Origin of the sequence: Streptomyces sp. NPDC059443, from assembly GCF_042750105.1 — a bacterium.
Taxonomy (GTDB): Bacteria; Actinomycetota; Actinomycetes; order Streptomycetales; family Streptomycetaceae; genus Streptomyces.
Genome location: NZ_JBHYVM010000028.1, coordinates 42,800 through 67,420, shown reverse-complemented (window position 1 = coordinate 67,420; position 24,621 = coordinate 42,800). Strand labels below are relative to the sequence as shown.

The window sequence follows — 24,621 nt, the reverse complement described above, 5'->3', positions numbered from 1 at the left end:
CAACACGACACTCCCATCGGGTCGAGTACGCCGGACAGCACGGCGACCGCGACGCTGCCCGCGAAGACGTACGCGTCCACCGCCGCCGCGGCGGTGCCGGGGATGGCGGCGTGTAACAGCGGGGGCGCGCGCGCCGGGGGCGCGGGGGGGGCTTCGGCGCTGGGGGGGCGGGGTGTGGTCCCTCTGGTGCGGCCCGGCCCCCCCGGGCCCGTCACCGTGGTGCTCGAAGGCGGCGAGACGCTGGAGGGCGACGAGCTGCTGATGGCGACCGGCCGCTCGCCGCGCACCGAGGACATCGGCCTGGACACCGTCGGCCTCACGCCGGGCGGGTGGATCGAGGTGGACGACAGCTGCCGGGTCCCGGGAATCGACTGGCTGTACGCGGTCGGCGACGTCAACCACCGGGCGCTCCTCACCCATCAGGGGAAGTACCAGGCCCGGATCGCGGGGGCCGCCATCGCCGCCCGGGCGGCGGGCAACGGGCAGCTGGACACCGGTCGTTGGGGCGCGCACGCGGCGACCGCCGATACCGAAGCCCTTCCGCAGGCCGTCTTCACCGACCCGGAGGCCGCGTCGGTCGGGCTGACCTTCGCCGAGGCGGAACGGGCGGGCCACCGGGTCCGGGCGGTCGACTACGACCTCGGCAAGGTCTCCGGGGCCGGCCTGTACGCCGACGGGTACCGGGGCCGGGCCCGCATGGTGGTGGACCTGGACCGCGAGATCCTGCTCGGGGCGACCTTCGTGGGGCCGGGCGCGGCCGAGCTGCTGCACGCGGCGACGATCGCGGTCGCGGCGCAGGTGCCGATCGACCGGCTGTGGCACGCGGTCCCGGCGTTTCCGACGATCAGCGAGATCTGGCTCCGGCTGCTGGAGACGTACCGCGGGTAGGGCCAAGGGCAAGGAGAAGGGCAAGGCCAAGGCCAAGGACAAGCCTCGGCCGGCCGAGGCGTCGCGGTCCGGCCGGGTCAGGGCTGCCGGATCGCGGAGACCTCGAACTCCAGCACCACCTTGTCGCCCACCAGGACGCCGCCGCCCTCCAGCGCGGCGTTCCAGGTGATGCCGTACTCCTTGCGGCTGATGGGCACCGAACCCTCGAACCCGACGCGCAGATTGCCGTACGGGTCGACGGCGCTTCCCTGGAACTCGAAGTCGATGCTGAGCGGCTGGGTGACGTCCTTGATGGTGAGGTCGCCGGACACCCGGAAATTGCTGCTGTCGAGCTGCTGCACCCCGGTGGAGACGAAGGTGATGTCCGGGAAGTTCGGTGCGTCCAGGAAGTCGTTGGTGCGCAGGTGTCCGTCGCGCTGCTCGTTGCGGGTGTCGATGCTCGCGGCCTTGATGGTGACCGACAGGGTGGACTTGGCGGGGTCCTCGCCGTCGAGGTGCCCGGTGCCTTCGAACTCCTTGAACGCGCCGCGGACCTTGGTGACCATGGCGTGACGGGCCACGAACCCGATCTGGGTGTGAGCCGGGTCGACGACGTAGTTCCCGGTCAGCGAGGTGAAGGGGGTGGTGGTCATGAGACCTGCTCCATGGTGGCTCGGGGGCGGGAAGGGGAGGCGCTCGCCCACGCTAGCCAGGCCCGCCGTGGCGGAGGTCCGAGCGCGCCCGTACGTCACCCGATCGGCCAGGTCGGGCCCGCGGAGATGGTCCGAACAGGCCTACGCGCGGGCGTACCTTCCCTCGCGGACGGGACCGGCTACCGGCAGCCCGCGAGGGAGCCTTGACAGCGAAAGTGATTAGCCGCCATATTACTTACATGACGAGGGACGGTATCGACGGCGAGGCGCCCACGCTGGACCAGGCCAGGCGGCAGGTCGAGCACTACGGCCTGGAGGTCGATCCGCAGGCCGTGCTGGTCGCGGTGCGGCTGATCTCGGCGGGCGCGAGGGTCGGCCGGGCGGCCGAGGCGCACTTCGCCAGGTTCGGACTGTCGACGGGGCGCTACCGCCTGCTCGCCGACCTCGAAGACCACGGCGGGGAGAAATCCCCGTCGCACCTCGCCGCTGACCTCGACGTCTCCAGGGCCACGGTCACGGGCCTGCTCGACGGCCTCGAACGCGAAGGCCTGATCGCCCGGCGCCCGTCCACGGAGGACGGCCGGGGCACGGTGGCCATCCTGACCGCGCGCGGAGCGCAGCGCCTGCGTGACATGGCGCCCGAGCATTTCGGGCGGCTTGAGGCGATGGTGGGCGGGCTTTCCGTGGAGGAGCGTGCGGTGTTCCTCGACCTGCTCGCCCGCGTCGTGCGCGGCAGCGCGGCCCTGGCCGCCGACTGACCCGGCTCTCGGCCGGTTTGGCCCCGCCCTCGGGCAGGGCCCTTTTTTCGAGCCAATAGTTAGCTCCCTAATTAAAGCTCCCCAATTAAAGAGGTCGGCATGCCCGCAACGAAGGACAGAAGGACCAGCCGAAACCGGTCAGCCTCCCGGCCGTCCCGGCCATCCAAGCCGTCCAGGCCGTTCACCCTGTGGCGCGAGGTGCTGACCGCCTACGCCGCCCCCGCGCTGATGGCCGGTACCGCCGGCATCGTCACCGGGCAGCAGGATCTTGCCGTAGCCGCCTGCACCTCCATCGCCGGCACCTCCGCCGTGGTGGCGTTCCTGGTCGGGGCCTGGCTGCGGCACGGCGGGCAGCCCCGGCGGTGGACCACGACCACGCCGCGCGCCGCCCTGACCGGCGCACTCGTCATCACCGCCGCCGGGGCGGCGGCCCTGCTGGGATGGGTCGCCGCCCCATGGCTACCCGCCCACACCCCGGTCCCGGCCACCCCGTGGCTGGAGCGCCTGCGCATCGACCTGCCCGTCTCCGCGGCGCTCGCGACCACCATCGTCACCCTGCGCTGGCGGAGCGCCATCGCGGCGGCCCGGCCGTAACCGGCCGGGCCCACCCCGGCCCACCCCGACGGCGCCCGCCACCGGGGAAGTCACCAAGGAATGAGCGCACGATGATCGTTGTCATGGGAGCCACCGGAGCCACCGGGAACGCCCTGCTCCACAGCCTCCTCGCACTCGGCGCACCCGTCCGCGCGCTGACCCGTACCCCGGACCGGCCGATCCCCGGCACAACCGGCGCACATCGACCGCCCGTCGAGGTCCAGTACGCCGACGCCACCGACCCCCACTCCCTGCGCACCGCCTTCAAGGGCGCCGGCCGGCTCTTCCTCGCCATGGCCAACAGCCCCGTACAGGTCGAACTCGAAACCCGCGTCATCGACATCGCCGCCGAAGCCGGCATCGGACACATCGTCAAGATCTCCGCACCCGCCGCCGAAGCCGACTCCCCGGTCGCCGTCTCCCGCGGACACCACGCCGTCGAGGAACACCTACGCGCCTCCCGCCTCACCCACACCATCCTGCGCCCCTACGCGTTCATGCAGAACCTCCTGCGCCTGGCCCCCGCCGTCGCCCAGGGCGTCATCCTCGGCACGATGGGCGAAGCGCCCTGCAACTACATCGACTGCCGCGACATCGGCGATGTCGCCGCCGCCGCTCTCACCAGGCCGGACATCGCCGGCGGCACTTACACGCTGACCGGCCCCGAAGCCGTCTCCCACCCCGAACTCGCCTCACGGCTGACCGCCCTGACCGGCCATCGGATCCGCTACGTCGACCTCACTCCGGACGAACTGCGTGAGAGCCTCATCCGCAACGCCCACATGCCCGCCTGGCTCGCCGACCACGTGACGGAGATCCAGCGACTCGCCGTCGCCCGACCCGAAACCCCCACCGCCGCCGTCACCGACATCCTCGGCCGCCCGCCCCGCACCCTCGACGCCTTCCTGCGCGAACACCAAGGCCACTTCCGCCGTTAGGCGCACCGGCCCGTCCGGCCCGCGCAGGGGCGCTGTCCGCAATCCGTTCGGCGCAGTCCTGCGCGACCGGCAGGTCCGTGACGTCTTGACTGACGGGATGGACGCCACGTCGACGTCGCGGCCCTCGGGCGCCGCGTACCGCAATCTGGTTCTGGCGACGCTCGGGTTCACGCTCACCTTCTGGGCGTGGGACCTGATCGCGCCGCTGGCCGGTGACTACAAGGACCGGCTCCACCTCTCCTCCTTCCAGCAGTCGCTGCTCGTCGCGGTGCCGGTGCTGGTCGGGTCGCTGGGGCGGATTCCGGTGGGTGCGCTGACCGACCGCTACGGGGCGAGGCTGATGTTCCCGGTGGTGTCCGCGCTCACCATCGTGCCCGTGCTGCTGCTGATCCCCGCGCGCGGAAGCTACGGTCCGACCCTCGCGGTCGGCTTCCTGCTGGGTCTGGGCGGCACCACGTTCGCGATCGGCATCCCGCTGGTCAACTCCTGGTTCCCGCCCGACCGGCGGGGCTTCGCGCTGGGGGTCTTCGGCATGGGCATGGGCGGTGTCGCGCTGTCCGGGTACGTCACGCCGCGCATCGCCAAGCACGACCCCGACCTGCCCTTCCTCGTGGTGGCACTGGCACTCGCCGCCTACGCCGTCCTCGCCGCCCTGCTGCTCAGGGACCGGCCCGACCGGCCCGTGCCGACGGCCTCGCTCGCCTCCCGACTGCGCGGGGCGGGGCGTCTGCGGGTGACGTGGGAGCTGGCCGCGCTGTACGCGATCGGGTTCGGCGGGATCGTCGCGTTCGGGGTGTACCTGCCGACGTACCTGAAGACCTGGTACGGGCTGTCGGCGACCGACGCCGGCACCAAGGCGGCGGGCTTCGCCCTGGTCACGGTGGTCTTCCGGCCGATCGGCGGCTGGCTGTCGGACCGGATCCACCCGGCGCGGGTCACGTCCGGGGCCCTCGGCCTGGTGGCCCTCCTCGCGATCGTGCAGGCCTTCGACCCGGCGATGAACCCCGTCGGCACCCTCGCCCTGCTGCTGATGGCGGCCGGACTCGGGACCGCCAGCGGCAGCGTCTTCGCCCTGGTCTCACAGGTCACCCCGCAGCCGCAGGTGGGCAGCGTGACGGGCATCGTCGGAGCGATGGGCGGCCTCGGCGGCTTCGTGCCCCCGCTGGTGATGGGTGCGATCTACAGCGCGAAGGACTCGTACTCGATCGGATTCATGCTGCTGTCGGACCTCGCGCTCGCCGGATGCGTCTACGCCTTCGGTCGGATGCGGACCGATCGCGGCGGCGGCACGGCCGCTAGTCCGGGCGACGAACTCGCCGCCGATCCGCGGCGCCAGTAGGTAGGTTCGTACCCTCTGGACCGAAGGAGCCACTGCCCGTGATCGTCATAGCCCACCTGAGCGACGTCCACCTCGACGGCGGCGGGGGCAGGGCCGCCGAGCGGACCCGCGCCGTCGTGGAGTACCTGGAGGAACTCCCCTACGCGCTCGACGCGGTGCTGGTCAGCGGGGACATCGCCGATCACGCGACCGCTGCGGAGTACAAGGAGGCGCGCGAGGTGCTCGGCTCCCGGCACCCACTGGTCATCTGCCCCGGCAACCACGACGACCGCGCCGCCTTCCGGCGCGGTCTCCTCGGCGAGGAGCGGCCGACCGCGGCCCCGGTCGACCAAGTGCTGCGCGGCGAGGGCTTCGTCCTCGCGGTGTGCGATTCCTCCGTCCCCGGTGAACACCGGGGATACCTGGAGGACCGGACGATCGACTGGCTGGACGGGGTGCTCGCCGCCACCCCGCGCGAGGTGCCCGTACTCGTGGCCTTCCACCACCCGCCCGTACCGCTGCACATCCCGTACGTGGACGGGATCCGGCAGTTCGGCGAGGAACGGCTGGCGGCGCTCGCCGAACGGCATCCGCACCTGACCGCTTTCCTGTGCGGGCACGCGCACACGGGCGCGGCCACCACCTTCGCGGGGCGGCCGCTGCTGGTGGCGCCCGGGGTGGTGTCCACGACCAGGCTCCCGTGGGAGGCGGCGTCCGGGGAGAACGAGTACGTCCACCTCGACGAGCCGCCCGCCCTCGCCTTCCACGTCATCGGCGAGGACGGACGGCTGACCACCCACTACCGGGTGGTCGTGGCCCGCCGGTAGCCGGAGCCGTCGCGGGTCCGGGTGAGGTGCCCGGCGATGACCAGGTACCGCCGCAGTGCCGCGCAGTCCTCGTGGACGGTGCGCAGCGCCCCGTTCACCTCGGACTCCGTGTAGTCGCGGTCCGTCGCGAACAGGGTCTCGGTGAGGTGGACGAGCAGCTGCTCGCGGCGGGCCGGCTTGCGCGGGATGACCGCGAGGCGGCCGGCGGCGGTGAAGAGGTCGGTGACGCCCCGCTGGGTGCGCGCGGCGGGTTCCTCCGTGTTCTGGGACATATGGCCGAGCATCACCCGTCGGCCCGCCGCGCGGCAACGGATTTTCCGCCGCCGCCGCACTCATCGCCCACCGGCGGAAGCCGGCGGGCCTTCGTACGGTGGTGGCCCGGTCAGGGGCCGACGGTGATCTGCTGCGCCGGGTCGGTGGTGTCGGCCACCTTGTACACGGCGTTGAAGGTGGACGAGGTCGCGCTCGTCGGGCAGCCGAAGCCGCCGGTGACGGTGACCGGCACCGAGGCGTTGGTGAAGGTCAGGCTCGGCGGGGCGCCGTTCGTCCAGGTTCCGGCGACGCCGGCGGGACCGGAGGGCGCGGCGGTGACCGTACAGACCGCCAGTCCCGTGGTGTGCACGACGAGCCCGCCCGTCGGCACGGTCATGGTGGCGGTGACGGGGGAGCCGTTCTGCATCGACACCGACCAGGCGCCGCTCGTGGTGACCGTGGGGGTCACACCCGGGATGCTGGAGGTGCAGGAGCTGTACGTGGGCGGCGAGATCGGGGAGGAGACGGGACCCGAGGCGTTCTGGTTGCCGGGGGCGGCCGGCACCGCGCCGGTGGAGACGGAGACCGTGCAAGTCACCGTGACCGAACCGGCTTTGAGGGTGGCCTTGCCGCTGAGCGTGGCCTTGAAAGCGTGTCCGGCCGGAGTGACGGTGGTCGACCCGGCCAGGGGTAACGGCGCGGCGGTGGCGGAGATCGGGGCCAGGGACAGCGCTCCGGCCGCGGCGGCCGCGGCGAGCGTGAGGGTGGTGCGCGTACGGCTCATGGCTGTGCTCCTTGGGGATCGTGGTGCTGTGGAGGAGCGGGGGCGGGGGCGGGTGCGGGGGTGGCGGCGGGCGTCGGGCGCTTGGCGGCGTACGGCTGCCAGGCGAACATCAGGCCGCCGGCGATGATGCCGAGCACGGTGCCGATCAGGAACCCGCCGAGGTTCGACAGGACCAGCGCGGCGGTGGCGATGAGGGTGGTCAGGACACCGGCCAGGCTGCGCTGCGCCGGTGAGAACCAGGCGGTGAGACCGAGCACGATCATGACGATGCCCATCAGGACGGACGGGATCCCCGCCACTCCCTGCTGGAGCATGATCTTCAACGGTGCGAGCGGGAGGGCGCAGATCTCGGCGCCGGCGATGATGGCGAAGACTCCGCCCCAGAACGGCCGGCCGCGCCGCCACCGCCGCCAGCGCTTCAGAAGCATTCCTTCTTGCCCTTGCTGATGTTCATGTTCAGCCCGGAGAGCTTGAAGGTGCCCGCGTTGGTGGCCCAGGCGGTCTGGTGGAGATCGGAGATGGTGACGCTGTCCGCCTGCTGGGCGAACAGGTCCTGCATGCCGACCGCCTCCGTCGGGCCCTTGTCGAGGGTGGAGGCGTCCCGGCCGATCTCGATGTTGGTGAAGACCGCGTCGCCGGAGAGCTGGGTGGCGTCCACGAAGAGGTTGCTCGCCTCGACGGGGGCCTTCTGGCCGGCGGTGAGGTTGAGCGAGATGTCACCGATGAGCGGCAGGGTGGTGACCACCGACTGGCAGAGGCTGTGGAGCTTGGCCTCCTTGATGGCGGTGATCGCCACCGGGATGAGCTCCTGGCGGGCGTTGACGTCCACACTGCCGTACTGCGCGAAGCCCTCGCCCTCCAGGCTCGTCGCCGAGACCTTGAACTGCTGTCCCGATACGGCGAAGGAGGCGGCGAGCGCGCCCTGTGCGAGGGCGATGCCGAGGCCCGCGGTCACGGCGATGGCGGGGACGGTCAGTACGGCGAACCGGTGCCAGCGGACCCGGCCCTCGTCACCGGGCATGCCGTCGGTCTCGTCGCCGGGGGGATCGGATAAGTTCGGGGAATCTGCCATGAGATCGACCCTTATCTTCGGCTGTGCACCGTTGTTACCGACGAGTTGAATGTAAGAGTGCCAATGGGGGTTGGCAAGGTTGCTCGGGCATACCTTTTCGGCCGAGTCTTGCCCTCCGGCCGAGCCGGTTACGGCTCCGTGCGCAGCAGCTCGGAGACCTCTGCGTCCACCCGCCGGGCCATCGCCCGCGCGAACTCGGCGGCCACGACCTCGCCCGCCAGCGGACGCAGGGCCGCGACCGCCTCCGTGATCTGCCGCAGCCGCGTGGCCGAAAGCTGCTCCAGCCCCTCCGTGCCGATCACGTGCGTCCGGAACAGGGCGACGAACCGGTCTGCCACGGCGGCCGCCTGCGTCTGTACGAAGCCCCCCGCGTCCAGGACTTCCCCGAGCGGCACCCCCGCCCGCACCAGCGTCAGCGTCGCGTGCAGCAGCCGCGCGCTGCGGTGCGTGACCAGGTCCCCGGCGATCGTCACGTAGCCCAGCTCGGCCGCCCGCCGGGTGTCCTCGGCGGAGGCGGTCGGGCCGAACAGCTCGCGCAGTTCGGCCCGGGACATGACCACCGGCTCCTCCTGCTCCCAGTTGCGGGTCATCTCCCGCTCCAGGCCCAGCAGTTGGGAGATCCCGCCGCCCTGCTCCCAGGCGGCCAGCAGCTCCGCGATGCCGTTGACGGTGTAGCCGCGCCCCAACAGGTCGCTGATCAGCCGCAGTCGGGTGAGGTGGTCGTCGGAGTACCAGGCGATCCGGCCCTCGCGGCGCGGCGGCGGGAGCAGCCCGCGCTCCTGGTAGTAGCGCAGGTTGCGCACCTTGACGCCGGCCGCGCGGGCCACGTCCTCCCGGCGGTAGCGCCCGCCGGAGCTCCGGTCCTGATCCACCTGACTGCTCACGCGGCCGAGTGTAGGACGAAGCGGCGGGCCTACCGGCGGGTTACCGAAGGGGCGTTCCGGCGGTGTTCCGAGAGGCCTTCCGCGAGGCGCTCCCGGAGGTGTTCCGGCAGGTCACGCCGGGCGGGGCTGCTCGCGCCGCTTGACCGCCCGCAGGACCACGAACTTCGGCTCGCTCGCGGTGACTTCGCTGTTGCCGAAAAGGCGGCGCAGGTGGGTGTGGTAGCCCATGTGGCGGTTGGCGACCACCCACAGCTCGCCGCCCGGCCGCAGCGCCTTGCGCGACTGCGCGAACATGCGCAGCGCCGTCGCGTCCGTCGTCGCCTGGTGGGAGTGGAACGGCGGGTTGCAGAGGATCAGGTCCACGGACCCGGGCGGCAGCATCGAGACGCCGTCGCCGACGAGGAACTCGGCCCGGTCCAGGCGGCCTTGGATGTTGGCGCGGTACGTCGCCTTCGCCGAGGCGATCGCCTGGTACGACTCGTCGGTGAAGACCACCTCGGCGTCGGGATCGGCCACCGCGACCGCCGTGCCGACGATGCCGTTACCGCAGCCCAGGTCGACGACCCGGGCCCCGTCCGTGTTGGTCGGGATGTTCTGGAGGAAGAACCGGGTGCCGACGTCGAGGCGGTCGGCGCAGAAGATCCCCGCGTGGTTGACGACGGTCAGGCCGGAGCCGGACCCCGCCTCCTGGTCCACGGTGTACGTCACCGGCCACGGCCCGGCAGTCGTGGGGTGCGTCGCTCCGGGGTTGCCGGGCGTGCAGAAGATCAGGCGGGCCTTCTTCTCGGCCAGCGAGGTCTTGGTCGGGCCCAGGATCTTCTCGAAGAGCCGCAGGGTGGAGGTGTGGATCTCCTTCACCATGCCGGTGCCCACGACGATCGTGCCGGCGTGCACGTGCGGGGCCACCCGGTACAGCTGGTCCTCCAGCAGCGCCAGGCTCTTGGGGACCCGGACCAGCAGTACGTCGATCCGCTCGGGCGGCGGGTCCTGGGCCGTCAGCAGCGTCACCGTGCCCTTGGCGGTGCCGATGCCGTTGCGGTCCAGGTTCGCCGCGGTGGCGGAGCGGGTCAGGGAGGAGTCGGTGATCTGGGTGGGGTGATACGCGGCCAGTGCCGTCGTCAGCGCCCCCCAACGGTCCCCGATCACGGTGATCTGCCCGGCGCCGGCCAGATCCACCGGGCCGCGTTCGCCCGTACCGGATTCGAGGTGGCGGAGCAGGTACTCGTCGGCGGCGTCCCATGCGAAGAGCCGGTCGCGCGGGTCCTCGGGGAAGCGGGCGAGCTCGTAGGAGCCGAAGGGCGTGGTCAGACGGTTCATATTGCCCCCAGGCTAACCGAGGGGCCGCCCCGGTCCCGCATGGGCGGGGCCGGGGGAGTGCCGGGCGGATGGCGGGGGAGCGCCTGGTGGGTGCCGGGCGGGTGGCGCTACTCCGGGAACTCGCCGGCCATCGCCGCCGCGATCCGCAGGTACGGGGCCGCCTCGGCGGCCCGGCCCTGGCGCTCCAGCGTCCGCCCCAGCATCAGCTGGGCGTAGTCCTCCACGGGCCAGCGGTCCAGGATGGCCCGCAGCTCGCGCTCGGCCGGGGAGAGCTGGGCGGAGTGGTAGTAGGCGCGGGCCAGCAGCAGCCGGGGCGCCAGCTGCTCGGGAGCCTCGGCGGTGACGGTGCCCAGGACCCGCGCGGCCGTCGCGTACTCCTTCGCCTCGAAGAAGAGTCCGGCCCGCTCCCAGCGCTCTGCCGTGGTCCCGTGCTCCAGGTAGCCGGTCGACTCGTTCATTCGGATCCCTTCCGCCGTTCGGGTGGTGCGTTCCCCGCGTGGTCCGCCCCTTCCGGCGGGGCTGAGGCCGTCCCTTTCGGCTCTCGCCGGTCAGGCCCGGACGCGGGCTCCGGCACCCCCTCCAACACGGGCGTCCGGTTCGACATTCCAAGGGCCGCGGCGACCGCGCCGGTACTAAGTTGTGCGGCATGAGCAATCTCGATCGCCAGCCCGCTCTCTCCACCTGCGGCGGCCGCGGTTTCGTCGTGGCCGAGCCCGTGCGCGAGCTCCTGAGCCCGCGCACCGTCAAGCTCGGTGAATCCACCGAGGTCCGCCGGCTCCTGCCGAACCTGGGACGCCGCATGGTGGGCGCCTGGTGCTTCGTCGACCACTACGGCCCGGACGACATCGCCGAAGAGCCCGGCATGGCGGTGGCCCCGCACCCGCACTCGGGCCTCCAGACCGTCAGCTGGCTCCACGAGGGCGAGGTGCTGCACCGCGACAGCATCGGCAGCCTGGCGACGATCCGCCCCCGCGAACTCGGCCTGATGACCTCCGGCCACGGCATTAGCCACTCCGAGGAGAGCCCGCGCCGGCACGCCCGCTTCCTGCACGGCGCGCAGCTGTGGGTGGCCCTCCCGGACGCCCACCGCGACGTGGCTCCGCACTTCCAGCACCACGCGGACCTCCCGCAGGTCACCGCCCCCGGCCTGACGGCGACCGTGATCCTGGGCACCCTGGACACGGCCACCTCGCCCGGATCCACGTACTCCCCGATCGTCGGCGCGGACCTGGCCCTGGCGGCGGACACCGAAACCCGCCTCCCGCTGGACCCGGACTTCGAGTACGCGGTCCTGTCGATGTCGGGCGAAGCCGAGGTCGACGGGGTCCGGCTCCTCCCGGGCTCGATGCTCTACCTCGGCTGCGGCCGCACGGACCTCCCCCTGCGCGCGGTCTCCGACGCCGGCCTGATGCTGCTGGGCGGCGAGCCGTTCGAGGAGGAGCTGGTCATGTTCTGGAACTGGATCGGGCGCTCCCAGGCGGACATCGAGCAGTTCCGCGCGGACTGGATGGAGGGCACCCGCTACGGCGAGGTCAAGGGCTACGACGGCCCTCCGATCCCGGCTCCGAACCTCCCGCCGGTACCCCTGAAGCCCCGCGGCCGGGTGCGCTGACCTGCGCTTCTCGGGGTGCGGTGCGCCGAAACGCCAGCCCGGGAGCGGTAGTTGGACGAGCCCGGTGCCGGGGCTGGTTTCGCTGACGGACCCCATCCCGGTCAGGGGCGAATCGCTCCAAGGCCTTCCTCGCGCGCCCGCCGGCGTGAGACTGATCACCAGGATCCGGAGCAACCTCGCCGGAGGTCCGCCGCCCTCCGGCGCGGCCGGAGCGTACCGCCTGTGATGGCACAGGTGTCCGGGTGCCGGCGGACGTGTGCGTTCCGGTGACCTTCGAGCCGGCACCGCTCGGCTGCGAGCGCGGCCCCGACCTGGTCGGATTCCTGGTGGAACGCGCTGCGCCGCTCGGAGACGCCGGTGTTGCGCGGGTGACCCGAGGGCTTTGCCGGACGTGGCCGGAGCCGCCGTTCGGGCCCGGGCGACCTTGGCCCCAAAAGCGACAAAAGGTGTAGATGGCGCATAACACGCAATCAACTCTCTTTGTTAGATTGCTCACTTGAGGGTGTGTCATCGGCAAGCGGGCGAGGCATAATTGGGACCGGTCGTTTCCGGGACCATCGGACCAATCGGGCACCGGCGGACCTTCCAGGCGGAATTCCACACCGGACCGATACCCCGAGGTGTTCTAGATGTCCTTGGTCAGCCGCACCCGCCTCGCGGCCCTGGTCGCCGCGGTCTGCGTCGGCGCGGCCGGTGTGACGGCATGGGCCTACGAGGACGGCGGACACGGGAGCGGCCTGCGGGACGAGTCGGCCCCCGAGGCGGTCGACCAGGCCAGCGTGACCGAGGGCTCCGTCCTCCAGGTCGTCGCGCACCCCGACGACGACCTGTTCTTCATGAACCCCGACCTGAGCCGTTCCATATCCGCCGGCGTCAAGGTCACGACCGTCTACCTGACCTCCGGCGAGTCCGACGGCAAGAACGAGGCGCACAGCCCGCACCTCCAGGACCCCGCGAAGCCCGCCGACCACGCCGCCTACGCGGAGGCCCGGCAGAACGGCATACGCGGCGCCTACGCGCAGATGGCCACCGGCGACCGGACCAGCGCCTGGGAACGGAAGTCCATACGCACCGCCGGCGGGGGCAGTGCCGAGGTGGACGTCCTCACGGCCCGCCCCGAGGTCAACCTGGTGTGGATGGAGCTCCGCGAGGCCCGCAGCATCTCCGGGGAGAACCCGGACAGCCTCCGCGGGCTGTGGGACGGCAAGGTCCCCGCCCTCGGTGCCCAGCTGACCTCCGGAACCCCGGTCAAGCAGTCGTTCTCGTACACCAAGGACCAGGCGATAGCCGCCATCGCGGACGTGCTGGCGCTGTACAAGCCGACCACGATACGGACGCAGGACCCGACGCCCGGAAGGATCGAGGCCACCGGGGTCTTCCTCGACCACCAGGACCACATGTACGGCGCCCGCTTCGTCCAGGCCGCCACCGAACGCTACGCGCAGTCCACGGACCGGCCGCACTTCTCCATCCAGAACTACGTCAGCTACCCCAACACCGGGCAGCCCCCGACGCTCGACCCGCGCACGGCCGAGGAGAAGCTCAGCTACCTCAAGACCTACGCCTGGATGGACCGCGACGACTGGTGCCGCAGCCCCGCCGGCTGCGGAGACCGCAAGAGCGCGACCCGGCCCACCGGCGCCGGCTGGAACCAGACCATCCGCTACAGCCGGGGTGACGGCACCTCCTGGATGACCGAGGGCGCCTCCGGACGGCTGTGGGCCTTCTCCGTGCTGGACGGCCGCATGGCGTACTGGACGCGCGGCGGCGCGAAGGCCCTCTGGCAGGGCCCCCGGTTCCTGGCCGCCACCGGCCCCGGTACCGGACTCGACACCGGGGCGACCGCGGTCCGGCTCTCCGACGGCAGGATCGCGGTGTTCGCCACCCGCACCACCCTGGGTGCGAAGCACGAGGATTACGCCCGTGACCTCGTGTACGCCGTCCAGGGCGCGGCCGAAGGCGCATTCGGCCCGTGGCAGTCACTGGGCTCCCCGGACACCGTGGACCGGTCCGGCACCTCGGCGACCAGCGGGCCGGCCGTGGCCGTGGATCCGCAGGGGCGGATGACGGTGTACGTCCGCGATTCCCGGCGCACGCTGCGCGCCTCGGCGCAGGCGGACCCGAACGGGCCGTTCGGCGCGTGGCAGGCCCTGGGCGGCGCCGGTCTCCAGGGCGATCCGGTCGCCGCGACCGACGCGGCGGGACGGCGCCACGTGTGCGTGGCCACGACCGGGTCCGTACTCGCCTGGGTGCAACCGACGCCGGACGCCCCGCTCGGCGGTCCCTTCCCGACCTACCTGCCGCAGACCACGGGTGTGCTTTCGGCCAGCCCGGAGGGCGACGGCGTCCGCCTGTTCTTCCGCAGGCCCGGTCAGGGCACCGTCCTCACGAGCCTGGCCACCGGGGGCGGGCAGCCCGCGCCGAAGTTCTCCCCGGTCACCGAGACCGGCGGTCCGGGCGGCTACGGCGCGGTGGGCGTCGTCGGCCGGCTGCTCGTGGGCCGCGCGGGCACGGGCACGGTCGGCCTGCTGGGCATACCGGGCGCGGGCGGTCCGCAGGACTGGCAGGAGTCCCGGATGCTGTACACGGGCGCCCCGGCGGGCTTCGCCCAGGGGTCCGGCAGGGCCGTCGCGGCGGCCCTCGGCCTGGACGCCGATCTGCACGTCGTCACGCCGGCTCCGCCGGCCGGAGCCGCACCGGCCGGGGGCCCGTCTCCCGCCCCGTGGCGCCGCGCGGTCCAGCCCTAGGCCGTCTCTTTCGGATCTTGCCGGAACCGCGGAGGTCAGTACTGCGGAGGTGAGGGTCGCAGCGGCGGCGTCGGGAGCGCCTCGCCGTCGAGTGCCACCAGGGTGAGGACGGTGATCGCGCCCGTCCAGGCCAGCGGCGCGACCGACGAGGGCCTGCCTGCCCTGTCGACCTTCTCGGGCAGCTCCCCGAGCGGGTTCCGCTTGGAGAGGACCCAGTCCAGGACCTGCCCGGCCTTCGCAGGCTTCCCCGTACCGGCCCAGGCGAGGGCGAAGAGCGAGGTGCTCGGCGTCCAGGCGTTCCCGCCCCAGGGTGCCTTCGGGTCGTTCCCCGGGGTGAGGCCCCCGTTGGGCAGGAGCAGGGCCGTGTACGTGGCGTCGAGCGCTCGGGGCAGGCCGGCCGGGGCCGTGTTGAACGGGGGTGCCATGAAGGTCACCGCGCTGTCGTGCCCGTGCCGTCCGTCCGCCGTGCGCCCGTAGCCCAGGGGAGCGAACCTCTTGGCCGTAGCGGAGGAGAGCCGCCCGGCGGCGGCGGACCAACGGGCCGCGTCCTGGGGCCTGTTCAGCTCCCGGGCGAGGTCCGCGGAGGCGTTGAGCCCGGCGAGCAGGGGTGCGGCCGTGCCGATGTTCGGCGTGTCCGTCATCAGCTCCCAGTAGTCCGGGGAGGCCGGGGGCAGTCCGTCCGCCCCCAGGGAGGCCGCCGCGTGGTCGGCCGCCTTGCGGATCATCGGGTACAGGGCGGCCAGCCGGGCCTGCCGGGTGGCGCGGGGCGCCGTCCGGTACCACTGCCAGGCGGACCAGGGGACCCAGCCGTTGGCGTCGAGCTGCCACCGCCTGGCGTCCGGCGGGCCGGAGCCGTCGAGCTTCGTCCGCGCCTCCCAAGTACCGTCCTCGCGCTGGGTCGCGGCGCTGTAGCGGAGGATCCGGTAGGCCTCCGCCTCGTGGCCGGTGTGTGCGAACGCGGCGGCGGCGAAGCTGGAGTCGCGCGGCCAGGAGTACATCCAGCCGGGGGTCCATCCCGCCGCCACGGCCCCGTCCGGCCGGAGCAGGGCGCGCATCGCCAGCAGGGCCCGCTCGCCCGCCGCCCGCTGCGCCGGCGACCGGCCCGGGACCCGGCCGGAGGCCAGCCAGGCGCGGCTCCGCTCGATCTGCCGCCGGGCCGCCGGATCGTCGGCGGCCACCACGGCGGACGCGGTCCGGCCGTCGGGGAGGTACTTCCACCGGCCGGACGCCAGCCGCAGCACGTTGCTCCGCTCGACGTACCGCGCACCCGCGGCGACGGACGGGGTGATGCCCTCGACGGCGGTCGCGTTGGACAGGATCCCGACGGCGGGGGTGAGGGCGGCGGGCATCGGCAGGAACGCGTAGCTACCGCCCAAGGCGTCGCCGTGACCCTGGTGTCCCGTGGGCCTGACGAGGAACAGCGGCCGTTCTCCGCCGACGGGCCGGCCGGCCGGGCCCGCAGCGACGCACACGGGAAGGGCGACGCACGCGAGGGACGCCGTCACGACCGCCCAGCGGACGAGAGGGACAGCGGGCATCGCCAGTCCTTCCGTAGGGCCCGCGCGGGGCGGTCAGGCCGTTGACCTCCCATCGTGGACGGGGTCCGCGGAGCCCGCCACGACAGGCCCGCCGGCCGGGTGAGCGCAGGATCCGATCCCCGGTGAGCGCGGGGTGGAACAAGGTCTCGCTCACCTGTATGGAGTAACGTCCGGAGTGTGGACGGAGGATCAAGGTCCCGTGCGACCTCCGGATGCCGGCGGACGCGGCACCGTGCACATTGATGTGACCGGGCCCGCCCTGCGCTGACCACGACGGCAGGCGCGATCGGCCTCTGGCCCGGCCGGCGCCGCTGTGAAGGATCGGTGAATGAGGACTGACGTGCCCCACGGGATAGAGGAGGGCGAGGCCCGGCGCGGGTTCGACGGGGAGGACGGCCTCCGGGCGGATTCCCCGGGCGATTCCCCCGGAACGGGCCGGGGCGGTGACCGGCGCGCATTCGCCCGCGGGCTCATGCTCGGCACCTCCGGGATCCTCGTGGCCGTGTCCGGGGCCCTGGTCGCCGTCGGGTGTTTCCTCGGGCTCTACGTGCGGCCCACCTCGGACGACTGGTGCGCTGCCTGGAAGGCCCGCGATCTGGGAGTCTTCGGCATCACGTCCGACTTCTACATGACCCAGAACGGCCGGGTCGCCAATGCCTTCCTGAGCGGCGTCATCTACGGCGACGGCCTCCTCGGCACCGAGATCCTGCCGACCGTCATCGCCGTCACCTTCACGATCGGCCTGGTCCTGCTCGGGTCCCAGTTCATGAGGTTCCTCGGCGCCAGGCCCCGGCTGCTGCTCCTCACCGCCGGCGCGCTGGTCCTCCAGGCCCTCATCTACTTCGCCGGAACCCGCAGTTACCAGGCGCTGCTGTGGGCCCCCGCCACGATCTCCCACACCGTTCCCAGCGTCATCGGCGTGTGGGCGCTCCTGCTGGGAATCCGGACCGTCCGCCGGACCGGCGGCCGCGCCCGGACGTTGGGGTTCGCGGCGACGTTCCTCATCGCGTGCGCGCTGGGCACCCTGAGCGAGCCGTTCACGCTCGTCACCGGTCTCCTCGGGGCCGGCGCCGGACTGCTGGCGGTGCCCCGGTTCGGGCTCGCGCGGACCTGGCGTCCGTTCACCTGGTGCCTGGTCTGGTGCTTCGGACTCCTCACCGGTCTGATCCTGCTCTACACCTCTCCCGGCGCCCGGTGGCGCCGCGCCCAGCAGCCGGCCAGGGACTCCCTGCTCTCCTCGCGCGAACTCCGGGCCACCGCCCACGACTGGCTGCGGATGTGGGAATCCGTGACCGGCCAGTGGGCCTACCTCGGAGCCGCCGCCGTCGGCATCCTGATCGGCCTGGCGGTCGGTCTGCGCGCCTCCGGCTCCGGCCGGCGGGCCCTGCGCGCCTCCGCCGCCGACGAGGGGGGACTGCCCCGCGAGATCCCGCGGCCGACGCTGATCGCGCTGTGGGCGCTCCCGGTGCTCGTGGTGGTGCTGGGGTCGTTCGCGGTGGTCGTGGGCCTGCGCAGCGGCTACGGCCCGACCGGGTGGACGTACGCCCGGACCTGGACGAACTACCTGGTCCCGATGGAGCTGGGGCTGTGCGCCTACGGTGCCCTGTTCGGGCGGTGGGCCGGCCGGTCCCTGACGAGCCGGCGGACCTCGGCCGAGACCACATCAGAGACCGCGGTCACGGCCACGGCCAAGACCGCGTACGTGCCGGCCGCTGTCGCCGTCGTCGCCGCGGGCGCCGTGGTGCTGGCTTCCATGGCCGCGCTCATCCCGAGCGTCCAGAAGCTCACCACCACCACGGTCTCGCGCGCGGTGGCCTGGGACGCCCAGAACGCCCGGATCGAGAAGGAGGCCCGGCAGGGCGCCACCGACGTCGGGTACCACCCCTTGTACATCGGGAGCCTGGCCGAGCCCTTCTACACCTCGAACTACACGTCCGACTGGGCCGCCGCCTGTGTCTCGAAGTGGTACGGCGTCGACCGGATCCACCGACGCTGAGGCATTTGCCAGGTTTTCGCACTATGCGCCGCTAGGTTGATCCGGTGAGCGACCTAGCGAAGCCCCCCGTGCCGTCTCCGGCCACCCCGGCCAGGGCACTGCTGCCCCTGGTCCTGCCCGCCCTGGCGATCGGGGTGGGTTCGAGCCTGCTCCTCACCGGCGTGAGCGACGCGGCCGAGCTGCTGAAGGACGTGCTGTGGGAGACCCTCCCCGACGCCCTCGGGATCGGCCGCTGGTCCGTGGCGTGGACCCTGGTCGTCCTGACCACGACCGGCATCGCCGTCGGCCTCGTGGTGTGGAAGGTCCACGGGCACGCCGGGCCGGATCCCGCGACAACCGGACTCGTGGACGCCCCGCTGCCGCCCGGGGTGGTCCCGGGCCTGCTGCTGGCCACCGGGCTGGCCCTGGCCGGCGGGGTGAGCCTGGGTCCGGAGAACCCCATCACCGCCGTGAACATCGCCCTCGCCTACTGGCTGGGCCGGCGCATGCTGCCCGGCAGCCCGGTACAGGTGTGGGTGGCCCTCGGCGCGGCGGGTACGGTCGGAGCGCTCTTCGGCACACCCGTCGCGGCCGCGCTGATCCTCACCGAGACGATGGTCTCGGCGCCCCGGCCGCAGACCCCGGGCGGACACCCGCCCAGCCTCTGGGACCAGCTCTTCGCCCCGCTGGTCGCGGCGGGTGCGGGCGGAGTGACGGCCAAACTGCTCGGCGCCCCCTCCTTCGGGATCCCCCTGCCGCGGTTCGAGGGCCCGCACTGGGGCGACCTGCTCGCCGCGCTCCTGATCGCCCCGGCCGCAGCCCTCCTGGGCCTGGCCGCCGTCTACGCCTTCCCCCACGTCCACCGGGTCTTCCATCTGCTGCCGCATCCGATGCTGGCACTGACCCTGGGCGGAGTGGTACTGGGCCTGCTCGGGGCGCTGGGCGGCAGGCTCACCCTCTTCAAGGGGCTGGAGGAGGTCGGTGAACTGGCCGCCGATCCCACGGGGCACTCCGCGGGCGCCCTCGTCCTGATGAGCGTGGTGAAGCTGGTCGCCGTCCTGGTGGCCTGCGGGTCCGGATTCCGGGGCGGGCGGATCTTCCCCTCCGTCTTCGCCGGGGTGGCGTTCGGCCTGGCCGCATGCGCCCTGGTACCGGCGGTGCAGCTGCCGGTCGGGGTGACCTGCGGGGTCCTCGGCGTCCTGCTGGCCGTCACCCGGCAGGGCTGGGTGAGCCTGTTCACCGCGGCGGTCCTGGCCCCGGCCGCGGGCCTGCTGCCGCTGCTGTGCATCGCCTTGCTGCCGGCCTGGCTCCTGGTCACCGGCCGCCCCCAGATGCAACTGGACGACTCCGGCGCTCCCCTGCGCTGATGACGGCCGGGGGCGCCCACCCGGGCGGAGGGACGGCCTACGCGCGCCTAGGCGCAGGCCGGGCACAGTCCGCGGTACGTGACCTCGACCCCGGTCACCGTGAAACCGAACCGCTCCTCGGCCGGAAGGCCGGCCAACGGGCTGCCCTGCGGGTGGACATCGCGGATCAGGCCGCAGCCGGAGCAGACCAGGTGCTGGTGCGGGTGGTGCGCGTTGGGGTCGTAGCGCTTCGCCCGGCCGTCGGTGGTGATCTCCACGACCTCACCGAGGGAGACCAGTTCGCCGAGGGCGTTGTAGACGGTGGCCCGGGAGATCTCGGGCAACAGCCGCACCGCGCGGGCGTGCACCTCGTCGGCGGTGAGGTGCACGTGGTCGCCGTCGAGGACCTCCGCGACCACGCGCCGCTGGGAGGTCATCCGCCAGGCGCGCCCTCGTAGCCGTTCCAGCAGGTCACTCATATCGGCTCACCTTTTCAGGTTCGACGGGGTACCCCGCAACTTACCGGCGGTCGTCCGGGAACCGACGGGATATGGGCTTGGTGTCTTTCTTGACTTGGATTCCGTCGATCGTAGGATCGGTTCCGTCGATAGCCAAGGGACAGACAGACTCCGAAAGACAGCGGGAGACTGGACGTGAGCGACCACCTCGGCGTCAGGACGATCCACGGAGCCGGGCCCGCTACCGGGTCCTGAGCCGCCAATGTTCCACCGCATGCAGTTCCTGATCACCGTGACCGCCTGGTCCGGTCCGGAAGGATTCCCATGTCTGAGAACCACGACGCAATCGGCGCCGACGCGAAGGCGGAGGGCGCGACGGGATGTCCGGTCGCGCACGAGCGCGCCCCGCACCCGACCCAGGGCGGCGGAAACCGCCAGTGGTGGCCGGATCGCCTCAACCTGAAGATCCTCGCCAAGAACCCCGCCGTGGCCAACCCGCTGGGCGAGGGGTTCGACTACGCGGCGGCGTTCAACTCGCTCGACCTCCCGGCGGTGAAGCGGGACATCGCCGAGGTCCTGACGAACTCGCAGGACTGGTGGCCCGCCGACTTCGGCCACTACGGCCCGCTCATCATCCGCATGGCATGGCACAGCGCGGGCACCTACCGCGTCAGCGACGGCCGGGGCGGTGCCGGGTCCGGCCAGCAGCGCTTCGCCCCCCTCAACAGCTGGCCGGACAATGCCAACCTGGACAAGGCCCGCCGTCTGCTGTGGCCGGTCAAGAAGAAGTACGGCCAGAGCCTCTCGTGGGCCGACCTGCTGATCCTCTCCGGCAACGTGGCCCTGGAGTCGATGGGCTTCGACACCTTCGGCTTCGGCGGCGGCCGCCCCGACGTCTGGGAGGCCGACGAGGACGTCTACTGGGGTCCCGAGACCACCTGGCTCGACGACGAGCGCTACACCGGGGACCGCGAGCTGGAGGACCCCTTCGGCGCGGTCCAGATGGGCCTCATCTACGTCAACCCGCAGGGCCCGAACGGCAACCCGGACCCCCTCGCCGCGGCGCGCGACATCCGTGAGACGTTCCGCCGGATGGCGATGAACGACGAGGAGACCGTCGCCCTGATCGCGGGCGGCCACACCTTCGGCAAGACCCACGGCGCCGGCCCGGAGATCAGCGTCGGCGCGGACCCCGAGGCCGCCCCGCTGGAGGCGCAGGGCCTCGGCTGGAGCAACTCCTTCGGCACCGGCAAGGGCGGCGACACGATCACCAGCGGCCTTGAGGGGACGTGGACGAACACCCCGGTCACCTGGGACAACAGCTTCTTCGAGATCCTGTTCGGAAACGAGTGGGAGCTGTTCAAGAGCCCCGCCGGGGCGTACCAGTACCGGCCGAAGGGCGGCGCGGGGGCGGGTACCGTTCCCGACGCCCATGACCCGTCCAAGAGCCACGCCCCGACGATGTTGACGACCGACCTCTCGCTCCGGGTCGACCCGGCCTACGAGCAGATCTCGCGGCGCTTCCTCGAAAACCCCGCCGAACTCGCCGACGCGTTCGCGCGCGCGTGGTTCAAGCTGACCCACCGCGACATGGGCCCGATCGTGCGCTACCTCGGCCCGGAGGTCCCGACCGAGCAGCTGCTGTGGCAGGACCCGCTCCCCGCCGTGACGCACCCGCTCGTCGACGCCGCCGACATCGCCTCGCTCAAGAGCCGGGTACTCGACTCGGACCTGTCCGTGTCCCAGCTCGTCTCCACCGCCTGGGCGTCGGCCTCGTCCTTCCGCGGCAGCGACAAGCGCGGCGGCGCCAACGGCGCGCGCATCCGCCTCCAGCCCCAGAGCGGGTGGGAGGTCAACAACCCCGACGAGCTGGCTACGGTGCTGCGCACGCTGGAGGGCATCCGCGAGTCCTTCAACTCGGCGCAGAGCGGCGGCAAGCAGATCTCGCTGGCCGACCTGATCGTCCTCGCCGGCGGCGCGGCCGTCGAACAGGCCGCGAAGGACGCCGGCGTCGAGGTCCAGGTCCCCTTCGCTCCGGGACGCGCGGACGCCTCGCAGGAGCAGACGGACGTGGAGTCGTTCGCGGCGCTCGAACCGGCCGCCGACGGGTTCCGCAACTACCTCGGCAAGGGCAACCGCCTGCCGGCCGAGTACCTGCTGCTCGACAAGGCGAACCTGCTGAACCTGAGCGCCCCCGAGATGACGGTCCTCGTCGGCGGTCTGCGCGTCCTCGGCGCGAACCACCAGCAGTCGAAGCTCGGCGTCCTCACCACGGCCCCCGGGACGCTGACCAACGACTTCTTCGTCAACCTGCTCGACCTGGGCACGACGTGGAAGGGCATGGCCGGGGACGAGAACACCTTCGAGGGCCGCGACGCCACGGGCGCGGTCAAGTGGACCGGCACCCGCGTCGACCTCGTCTTCGGCTCGAACTCCGAGCTGCGCGCGCTCGCCGAGGTCTACGCGAGCGACGACGCGAAGGCGAAGTTCGTCAAGGACTTCGTCGCGGCCTGGGACAAGGTGATGCGGCTCGACCGCTTCGACCTGGTCTGATCCCGAGGCAGGGGCCGGCCGTCATCTGCCGATGGCGGCCGGCCGCCGCGATGCCCGGGCCACGAAGAAGAGGAACAGCCCGCAGGCCGTGACCAGGATCCAGCCCGGCCGCGATGCCCGCGCCAGCTCCGCCGGGTCCGCACCGGCGACCAGTCCGCCGGCGACGGCGATGCCGATCGCGGCGCCGAACTGCCGTGCCGTGGACGTGATCGCTCCGGCCACGCCGGCCCTGGCCGGCGGCAGTCCGCTCACCGCGGTGTTGGTGATCGGGGCGTTGGCGAACCCGAACCCGGTGCCGATGAGCAGATAGGCGAGCAGCAGCAGCGGCACGCTCGTGTCCGCGTCGAGCCGGACCAGGCAGAGCCCGCCCGCCGTCATGAAGCCGCCGGCCAGGAGCAGCGGCAGCCGGGGTCCGCCGCGGCCGGTCATCCGGCCGGACAGCGGCGCGCAGAAGATCGCTCCGACCGCCATGGGCAAGGTGGCCGTACCGGAGGCCAGCGGGGTCCAGCCACGGGTGTGCTGGAGATAGAGGGTGTTGAGCAGCAGGGTCACGTTCAGGGCGACGAAGACGGCCACGGCGCCCAGGAACGCGCTGCGGAAGGCCGGAGCGCGAAAGAGCCGCGGATCCATCAGCGGCTCGCTCCGACGGGACTCGACCCGGACGAACCCGGCCGTCGCCACGGCGGTGAATCCGTAGGCGCACAGGGCCCCGGGCGAGGTCCAGCCGATGTGCGGACCCTCGATGAGGACGGCGACCGAGATCCCGATGACCGCCGTCAGCAGGAGCTGGCCCGGCAGGTCTAGGCGCTGCGCCCGCTGTGCCCGGGACTCGGCGACGAACAGCGAGCTGAGCACCAGGGCGATGACGATGACCGGTGCGTTGATCCAGAACACCGACCGCCAGCCGAAGGCCGCGATGAGGGCGCCGCCCGTGACCGGGCCGACGGCCATGCTGAGCCCGAAGACCGCCGCCCACACCCCGATCGCCTGCGCCCGCTCCTTCGGGTCGGGCATCGCGTTCACCACGATCGCCAGCGCCACGGGGCTGAGCATCGAAGCCCCGATCCCCTGGACCGCCCGGGCCGCGATGAGCACGTCCACCGAGGGGGCGACCGCGCAGAGCAGCGAGGCGATCCCGAACACGCTCAGCCCGAGCCGGAACACCCTGCGCCGCCCGAACCGGTCGGCCAGCGCGCCGGAGGTGATCAGGAGGCTGGCCAGGACCAGGGTGTAGGCGTCCACGGTCCATTCGAGCGGGCGGGTCCCGGCGTGGAGGCCGCGCCCGATGGCGGGCAGGCCCACGTTGACGATGGTGGTGTCCAGGCCCACCAGGAACATGCTCAGACAGCAGACGGCCAGCACCGTCCAGCGTCTGCGGGCGCTCAGAACGGGGGGAACTGCGTGCATCGTGGCGGTCACGGCCTACCTCGCAATGTCGGAATCTGTCCGGCCATGCTCGGGCCGCACGGCCACGACCGCCCAGAAGATTTGCGAGGACTGCAAAATAGAGGCCATGGACAAGCCTCAGGACCAGGACCAGGAGCAGGACCAGGGCGGCGAAGTGGAGCGGATCCTCGACGCCATCGGGCCCCGGCTGCGCGCACTGCGCCGGGACCGCGGGCTCACGCTGGAGGCGCTCGCCGCCACGACCGGGTTCTCGGTGAGCACGCTGTCCCGCCTCGAATCGGGCAAACGGCGCCCGACGCTGGAGCTGCTGATCCCGCTGGCGCGTGCGCACCGCATCGCCCTCGACCAACTGGTGGCCGCGCCGGCCAGCGGTGACCCCCGGGTGCACCTGAGGCCCCTGCGCAAGGGGCACGGCAGCACCCTCGTACCCCTGACGCAGTATCCGGGCCGGGTGCAGGTGTTCAAGCAGGTACTGGCTCCGCGGGAGCCGAAGCTGGTCACCCACGAGGGCTACGAGTGGCTGTACGTCCTCGCGGGCGAGCTGCGCCTGGTCATCGGGGAGCACGAATCCACCCTCGGCCCGGGCGAAGCGGCCGAGTTCGACACCAGGGAACCGCACTGGTTCGGTCCGGCGGGCACGACCGCCGTGGAGATCCTGCACCTGTTCGGGCCGCGGGGGGACCGGGCGGTGGTGCACCCGCGACCGGCCGACTGAGGGCCG

Annotated in this window: 23 protein-coding genes; 12 read left to right on the top strand and 11 right to left on the bottom strand. The window is 72.4% G+C overall.

The genetic code is table 11. From position 1 onward, the window contains the following. Positions 1-888, top strand: an 888-nt coding sequence (locus ACFXDJ_RS25205) for an FAD-dependent oxidoreductase (RefSeq protein ID WP_384850347.1), incomplete at its 5' end; no start/stop codon positions are given. Between the two features lie 77 nt (positions 889-965). Here ACFXDJ_RS25205 and ACFXDJ_RS25200 read toward each other — a convergent pair. Next, positions 966-1,520 carry a YceI family protein gene (locus tag ACFXDJ_RS25200; RefSeq protein WP_384663421.1) on the bottom strand — a complete coding sequence of 185 codons (555 nt, stop codon included), beginning with the start codon at positions 1,518-1,520 and terminating at the stop codon, positions 966-968. Positions 1,521-1,759: 239 nt separating this feature from the next. Between ACFXDJ_RS25200 and ACFXDJ_RS25195 the strand changes: the two genes are divergently transcribed. The 5 genes from ACFXDJ_RS25195 (at position 1,760) to ACFXDJ_RS25175 (ending at position 5,955) form a co-directional block, all read left to right on the top strand. Next, positions 1,760-2,278 carry a MarR family winged helix-turn-helix transcriptional regulator gene (locus ACFXDJ_RS25195; protein ID WP_384663419.1) on the top strand — a complete coding sequence of 173 codons (519 nt, stop codon included), beginning with the start codon at positions 1,760-1,762 and terminating at the stop codon, positions 2,276-2,278. Positions 2,279-2,377: 99 nt separating this feature from the next. Further along, a complete protein-coding gene (locus ACFXDJ_RS25190) occupies positions 2,378-2,872 on the top strand; it encodes a hypothetical protein (protein ID WP_384850344.1) in 495 nt (164 codons plus the stop codon). A gap of 71 nt (positions 2,873-2,943) precedes the next feature. Further along, positions 2,944-3,810, top strand: coding sequence for an SDR family oxidoreductase (locus tag ACFXDJ_RS25185; protein ID WP_384663901.1), 867 nt, complete (start codon positions 2,944-2,946; stop codon positions 3,808-3,810). A 97-nt stretch (positions 3,811-3,907) separates the two neighbouring features. Further along, positions 3,908-5,149: a nitrate/nitrite transporter gene (locus ACFXDJ_RS25180; RefSeq protein ID WP_384663899.1), complete on the top strand. Its 1,242-nt coding sequence runs from the start codon at positions 3,908-3,910 to the stop codon at positions 5,147-5,149. Positions 5,150-5,187: 38 nt separating this feature from the next. Next, a complete protein-coding gene (locus tag ACFXDJ_RS25175) occupies positions 5,188-5,955 on the top strand; it encodes a phosphodiesterase (RefSeq protein ID WP_384850341.1) in 768 nt (255 codons plus the stop codon). Here ACFXDJ_RS25175 and ACFXDJ_RS25170 read toward each other — a convergent pair. From ACFXDJ_RS25170 to ACFXDJ_RS25140, 7 genes are all read right to left on the bottom strand, one after another. Further along, positions 5,928-6,227: a DUF2087 domain-containing protein gene (locus ACFXDJ_RS25170; protein ID WP_384850338.1), complete on the bottom strand. Its 300-nt coding sequence runs from the start codon at positions 6,225-6,227 to the stop codon at positions 5,928-5,930. The genes ACFXDJ_RS25175 and ACFXDJ_RS25170 overlap by 28 nt on opposite strands. 110 nt (positions 6,228-6,337) lie before the next feature. Next, the gene (locus ACFXDJ_RS25165; protein WP_384650877.1) at positions 6,338-6,991 is read right to left on the bottom strand and encodes a hypothetical protein; all 654 of its coding nucleotides are present in this window, start codon (positions 6,989-6,991) and stop codon (positions 6,338-6,340) included. Continuing rightward, positions 6,988-7,419: a DUF6114 domain-containing protein gene (locus ACFXDJ_RS25160; protein WP_384650875.1), complete on the bottom strand. Its 432-nt coding sequence runs from the start codon at positions 7,417-7,419 to the stop codon at positions 6,988-6,990. The genes ACFXDJ_RS25165 and ACFXDJ_RS25160 overlap by 4 nt, the downstream gene beginning before the upstream one ends. Next, positions 7,410-8,012 carry a DUF6230 family protein gene (locus ACFXDJ_RS25155; protein WP_384650881.1) on the bottom strand — a complete coding sequence of 201 codons (603 nt, stop codon included), beginning with the start codon at positions 8,010-8,012 and terminating at the stop codon, positions 7,410-7,412. Before ACFXDJ_RS25155 ends, ACFXDJ_RS25160 begins: the two co-directional genes overlap by 10 nt. 179 nt (positions 8,013-8,191) lie before the next feature. Continuing rightward, positions 8,192-8,947, bottom strand: a complete 756-nt coding sequence (locus tag ACFXDJ_RS25150) for a MerR family transcriptional regulator (protein ID WP_384650873.1) — start codon at positions 8,945-8,947, stop codon at positions 8,192-8,194. A gap of 111 nt (positions 8,948-9,058) precedes the next feature. Further along, positions 9,059-10,255, bottom strand: a complete 1,197-nt coding sequence (locus ACFXDJ_RS25145; RefSeq protein WP_384650879.1) for a methyltransferase — start codon at positions 10,253-10,255, stop codon at positions 9,059-9,061. A gap of 116 nt (positions 10,256-10,371) precedes the next feature. After that, positions 10,372-10,722 carry a tetratricopeptide repeat protein gene (locus tag ACFXDJ_RS25140; protein ID WP_384650871.1) on the bottom strand — a complete coding sequence of 117 codons (351 nt, stop codon included), beginning with the start codon at positions 10,720-10,722 and terminating at the stop codon, positions 10,372-10,374. 188 nt (positions 10,723-10,910) lie between these two features. On the opposite strand from ACFXDJ_RS25140, the gene ACFXDJ_RS25135 reads away from it, so the two are divergent. Together ACFXDJ_RS25135 and ACFXDJ_RS25130 are read left to right on the top strand one after the other, a co-directional pair. Continuing rightward, positions 10,911-11,876: a pirin family protein gene (locus ACFXDJ_RS25135; protein ID WP_384650869.1), complete on the top strand. Its 966-nt coding sequence runs from the start codon at positions 10,911-10,913 to the stop codon at positions 11,874-11,876. A gap of 629 nt (positions 11,877-12,505) precedes the next feature. Beyond that, the gene (locus ACFXDJ_RS25130) at positions 12,506-14,623 is read left to right on the top strand and encodes a PIG-L family deacetylase (RefSeq protein WP_384650867.1); all 2,118 of its coding nucleotides are present in this window, start codon (positions 12,506-12,508) and stop codon (positions 14,621-14,623) included. A gap of 35 nt (positions 14,624-14,658) precedes the next feature. Here the strand turns inward: ACFXDJ_RS25130 and ACFXDJ_RS25125 are convergent, their stop codons facing one another. After that, entirely contained in the window at positions 14,659-16,161 is a 1,503-nt protein-coding gene (locus ACFXDJ_RS25125; RefSeq protein WP_384650865.1) for a hypothetical protein, read from the bottom strand. Between the two features lie 328 nt (positions 16,162-16,489). Here ACFXDJ_RS25125 and ACFXDJ_RS25120 point away from each other — a divergent pair, with 328 nt between their 5' ends. Continuing rightward, positions 16,490-18,157 (top strand): hypothetical protein, encoded by a 1,668-nt coding sequence (locus ACFXDJ_RS25120; RefSeq protein ID WP_384650863.1) that lies wholly within the window; start codon positions 16,490-16,492, stop codon positions 18,155-18,157. Between the two features lie 44 nt (positions 18,158-18,201). Next, entirely contained in the window at positions 18,202-19,503 is a 1,302-nt protein-coding gene (locus ACFXDJ_RS25115) for an ion channel protein (protein WP_384650861.1), read from the top strand. 47 nt (positions 19,504-19,550) lie between these two features. Here the strand turns inward: ACFXDJ_RS25115 and ACFXDJ_RS25110 are convergent, their stop codons facing one another. After that, positions 19,551-19,961, bottom strand: a complete 411-nt coding sequence (locus ACFXDJ_RS25110) for a Fur family transcriptional regulator (protein ID WP_384650859.1) — start codon at positions 19,959-19,961, stop codon at positions 19,551-19,553. 303 nt (positions 19,962-20,264) lie between these two features. On the opposite strand from ACFXDJ_RS25110, the gene katG reads away from it, so the two are divergent. After that, complete coding sequence (gene katG / locus ACFXDJ_RS25105; protein WP_384650857.1) at positions 20,265-22,493, top strand: catalase/peroxidase HPI; 2,229 nt, start codon at positions 20,265-20,267, stop codon at positions 22,491-22,493. 21 nt (positions 22,494-22,514) lie between these two features. Here the strand turns inward: katG and ACFXDJ_RS25100 are convergent, their stop codons facing one another. Then, on the bottom strand, positions 22,515-23,912 hold the full coding sequence (locus tag ACFXDJ_RS25100; protein ID WP_384650855.1) for an MFS transporter: 1,398 nt from the start codon (positions 23,910-23,912) through the stop codon (positions 22,515-22,517). A 94-nt stretch (positions 23,913-24,006) separates the two neighbouring features. On the opposite strand from ACFXDJ_RS25100, the gene ACFXDJ_RS25095 reads away from it, so the two are divergent. After that, complete coding sequence (locus tag ACFXDJ_RS25095) at positions 24,007-24,615, top strand: helix-turn-helix domain-containing protein (RefSeq protein ID WP_384650853.1); 609 nt, start codon at positions 24,007-24,009, stop codon at positions 24,613-24,615. Positions 24,616-24,621: the final 6 nt, after the last annotated feature.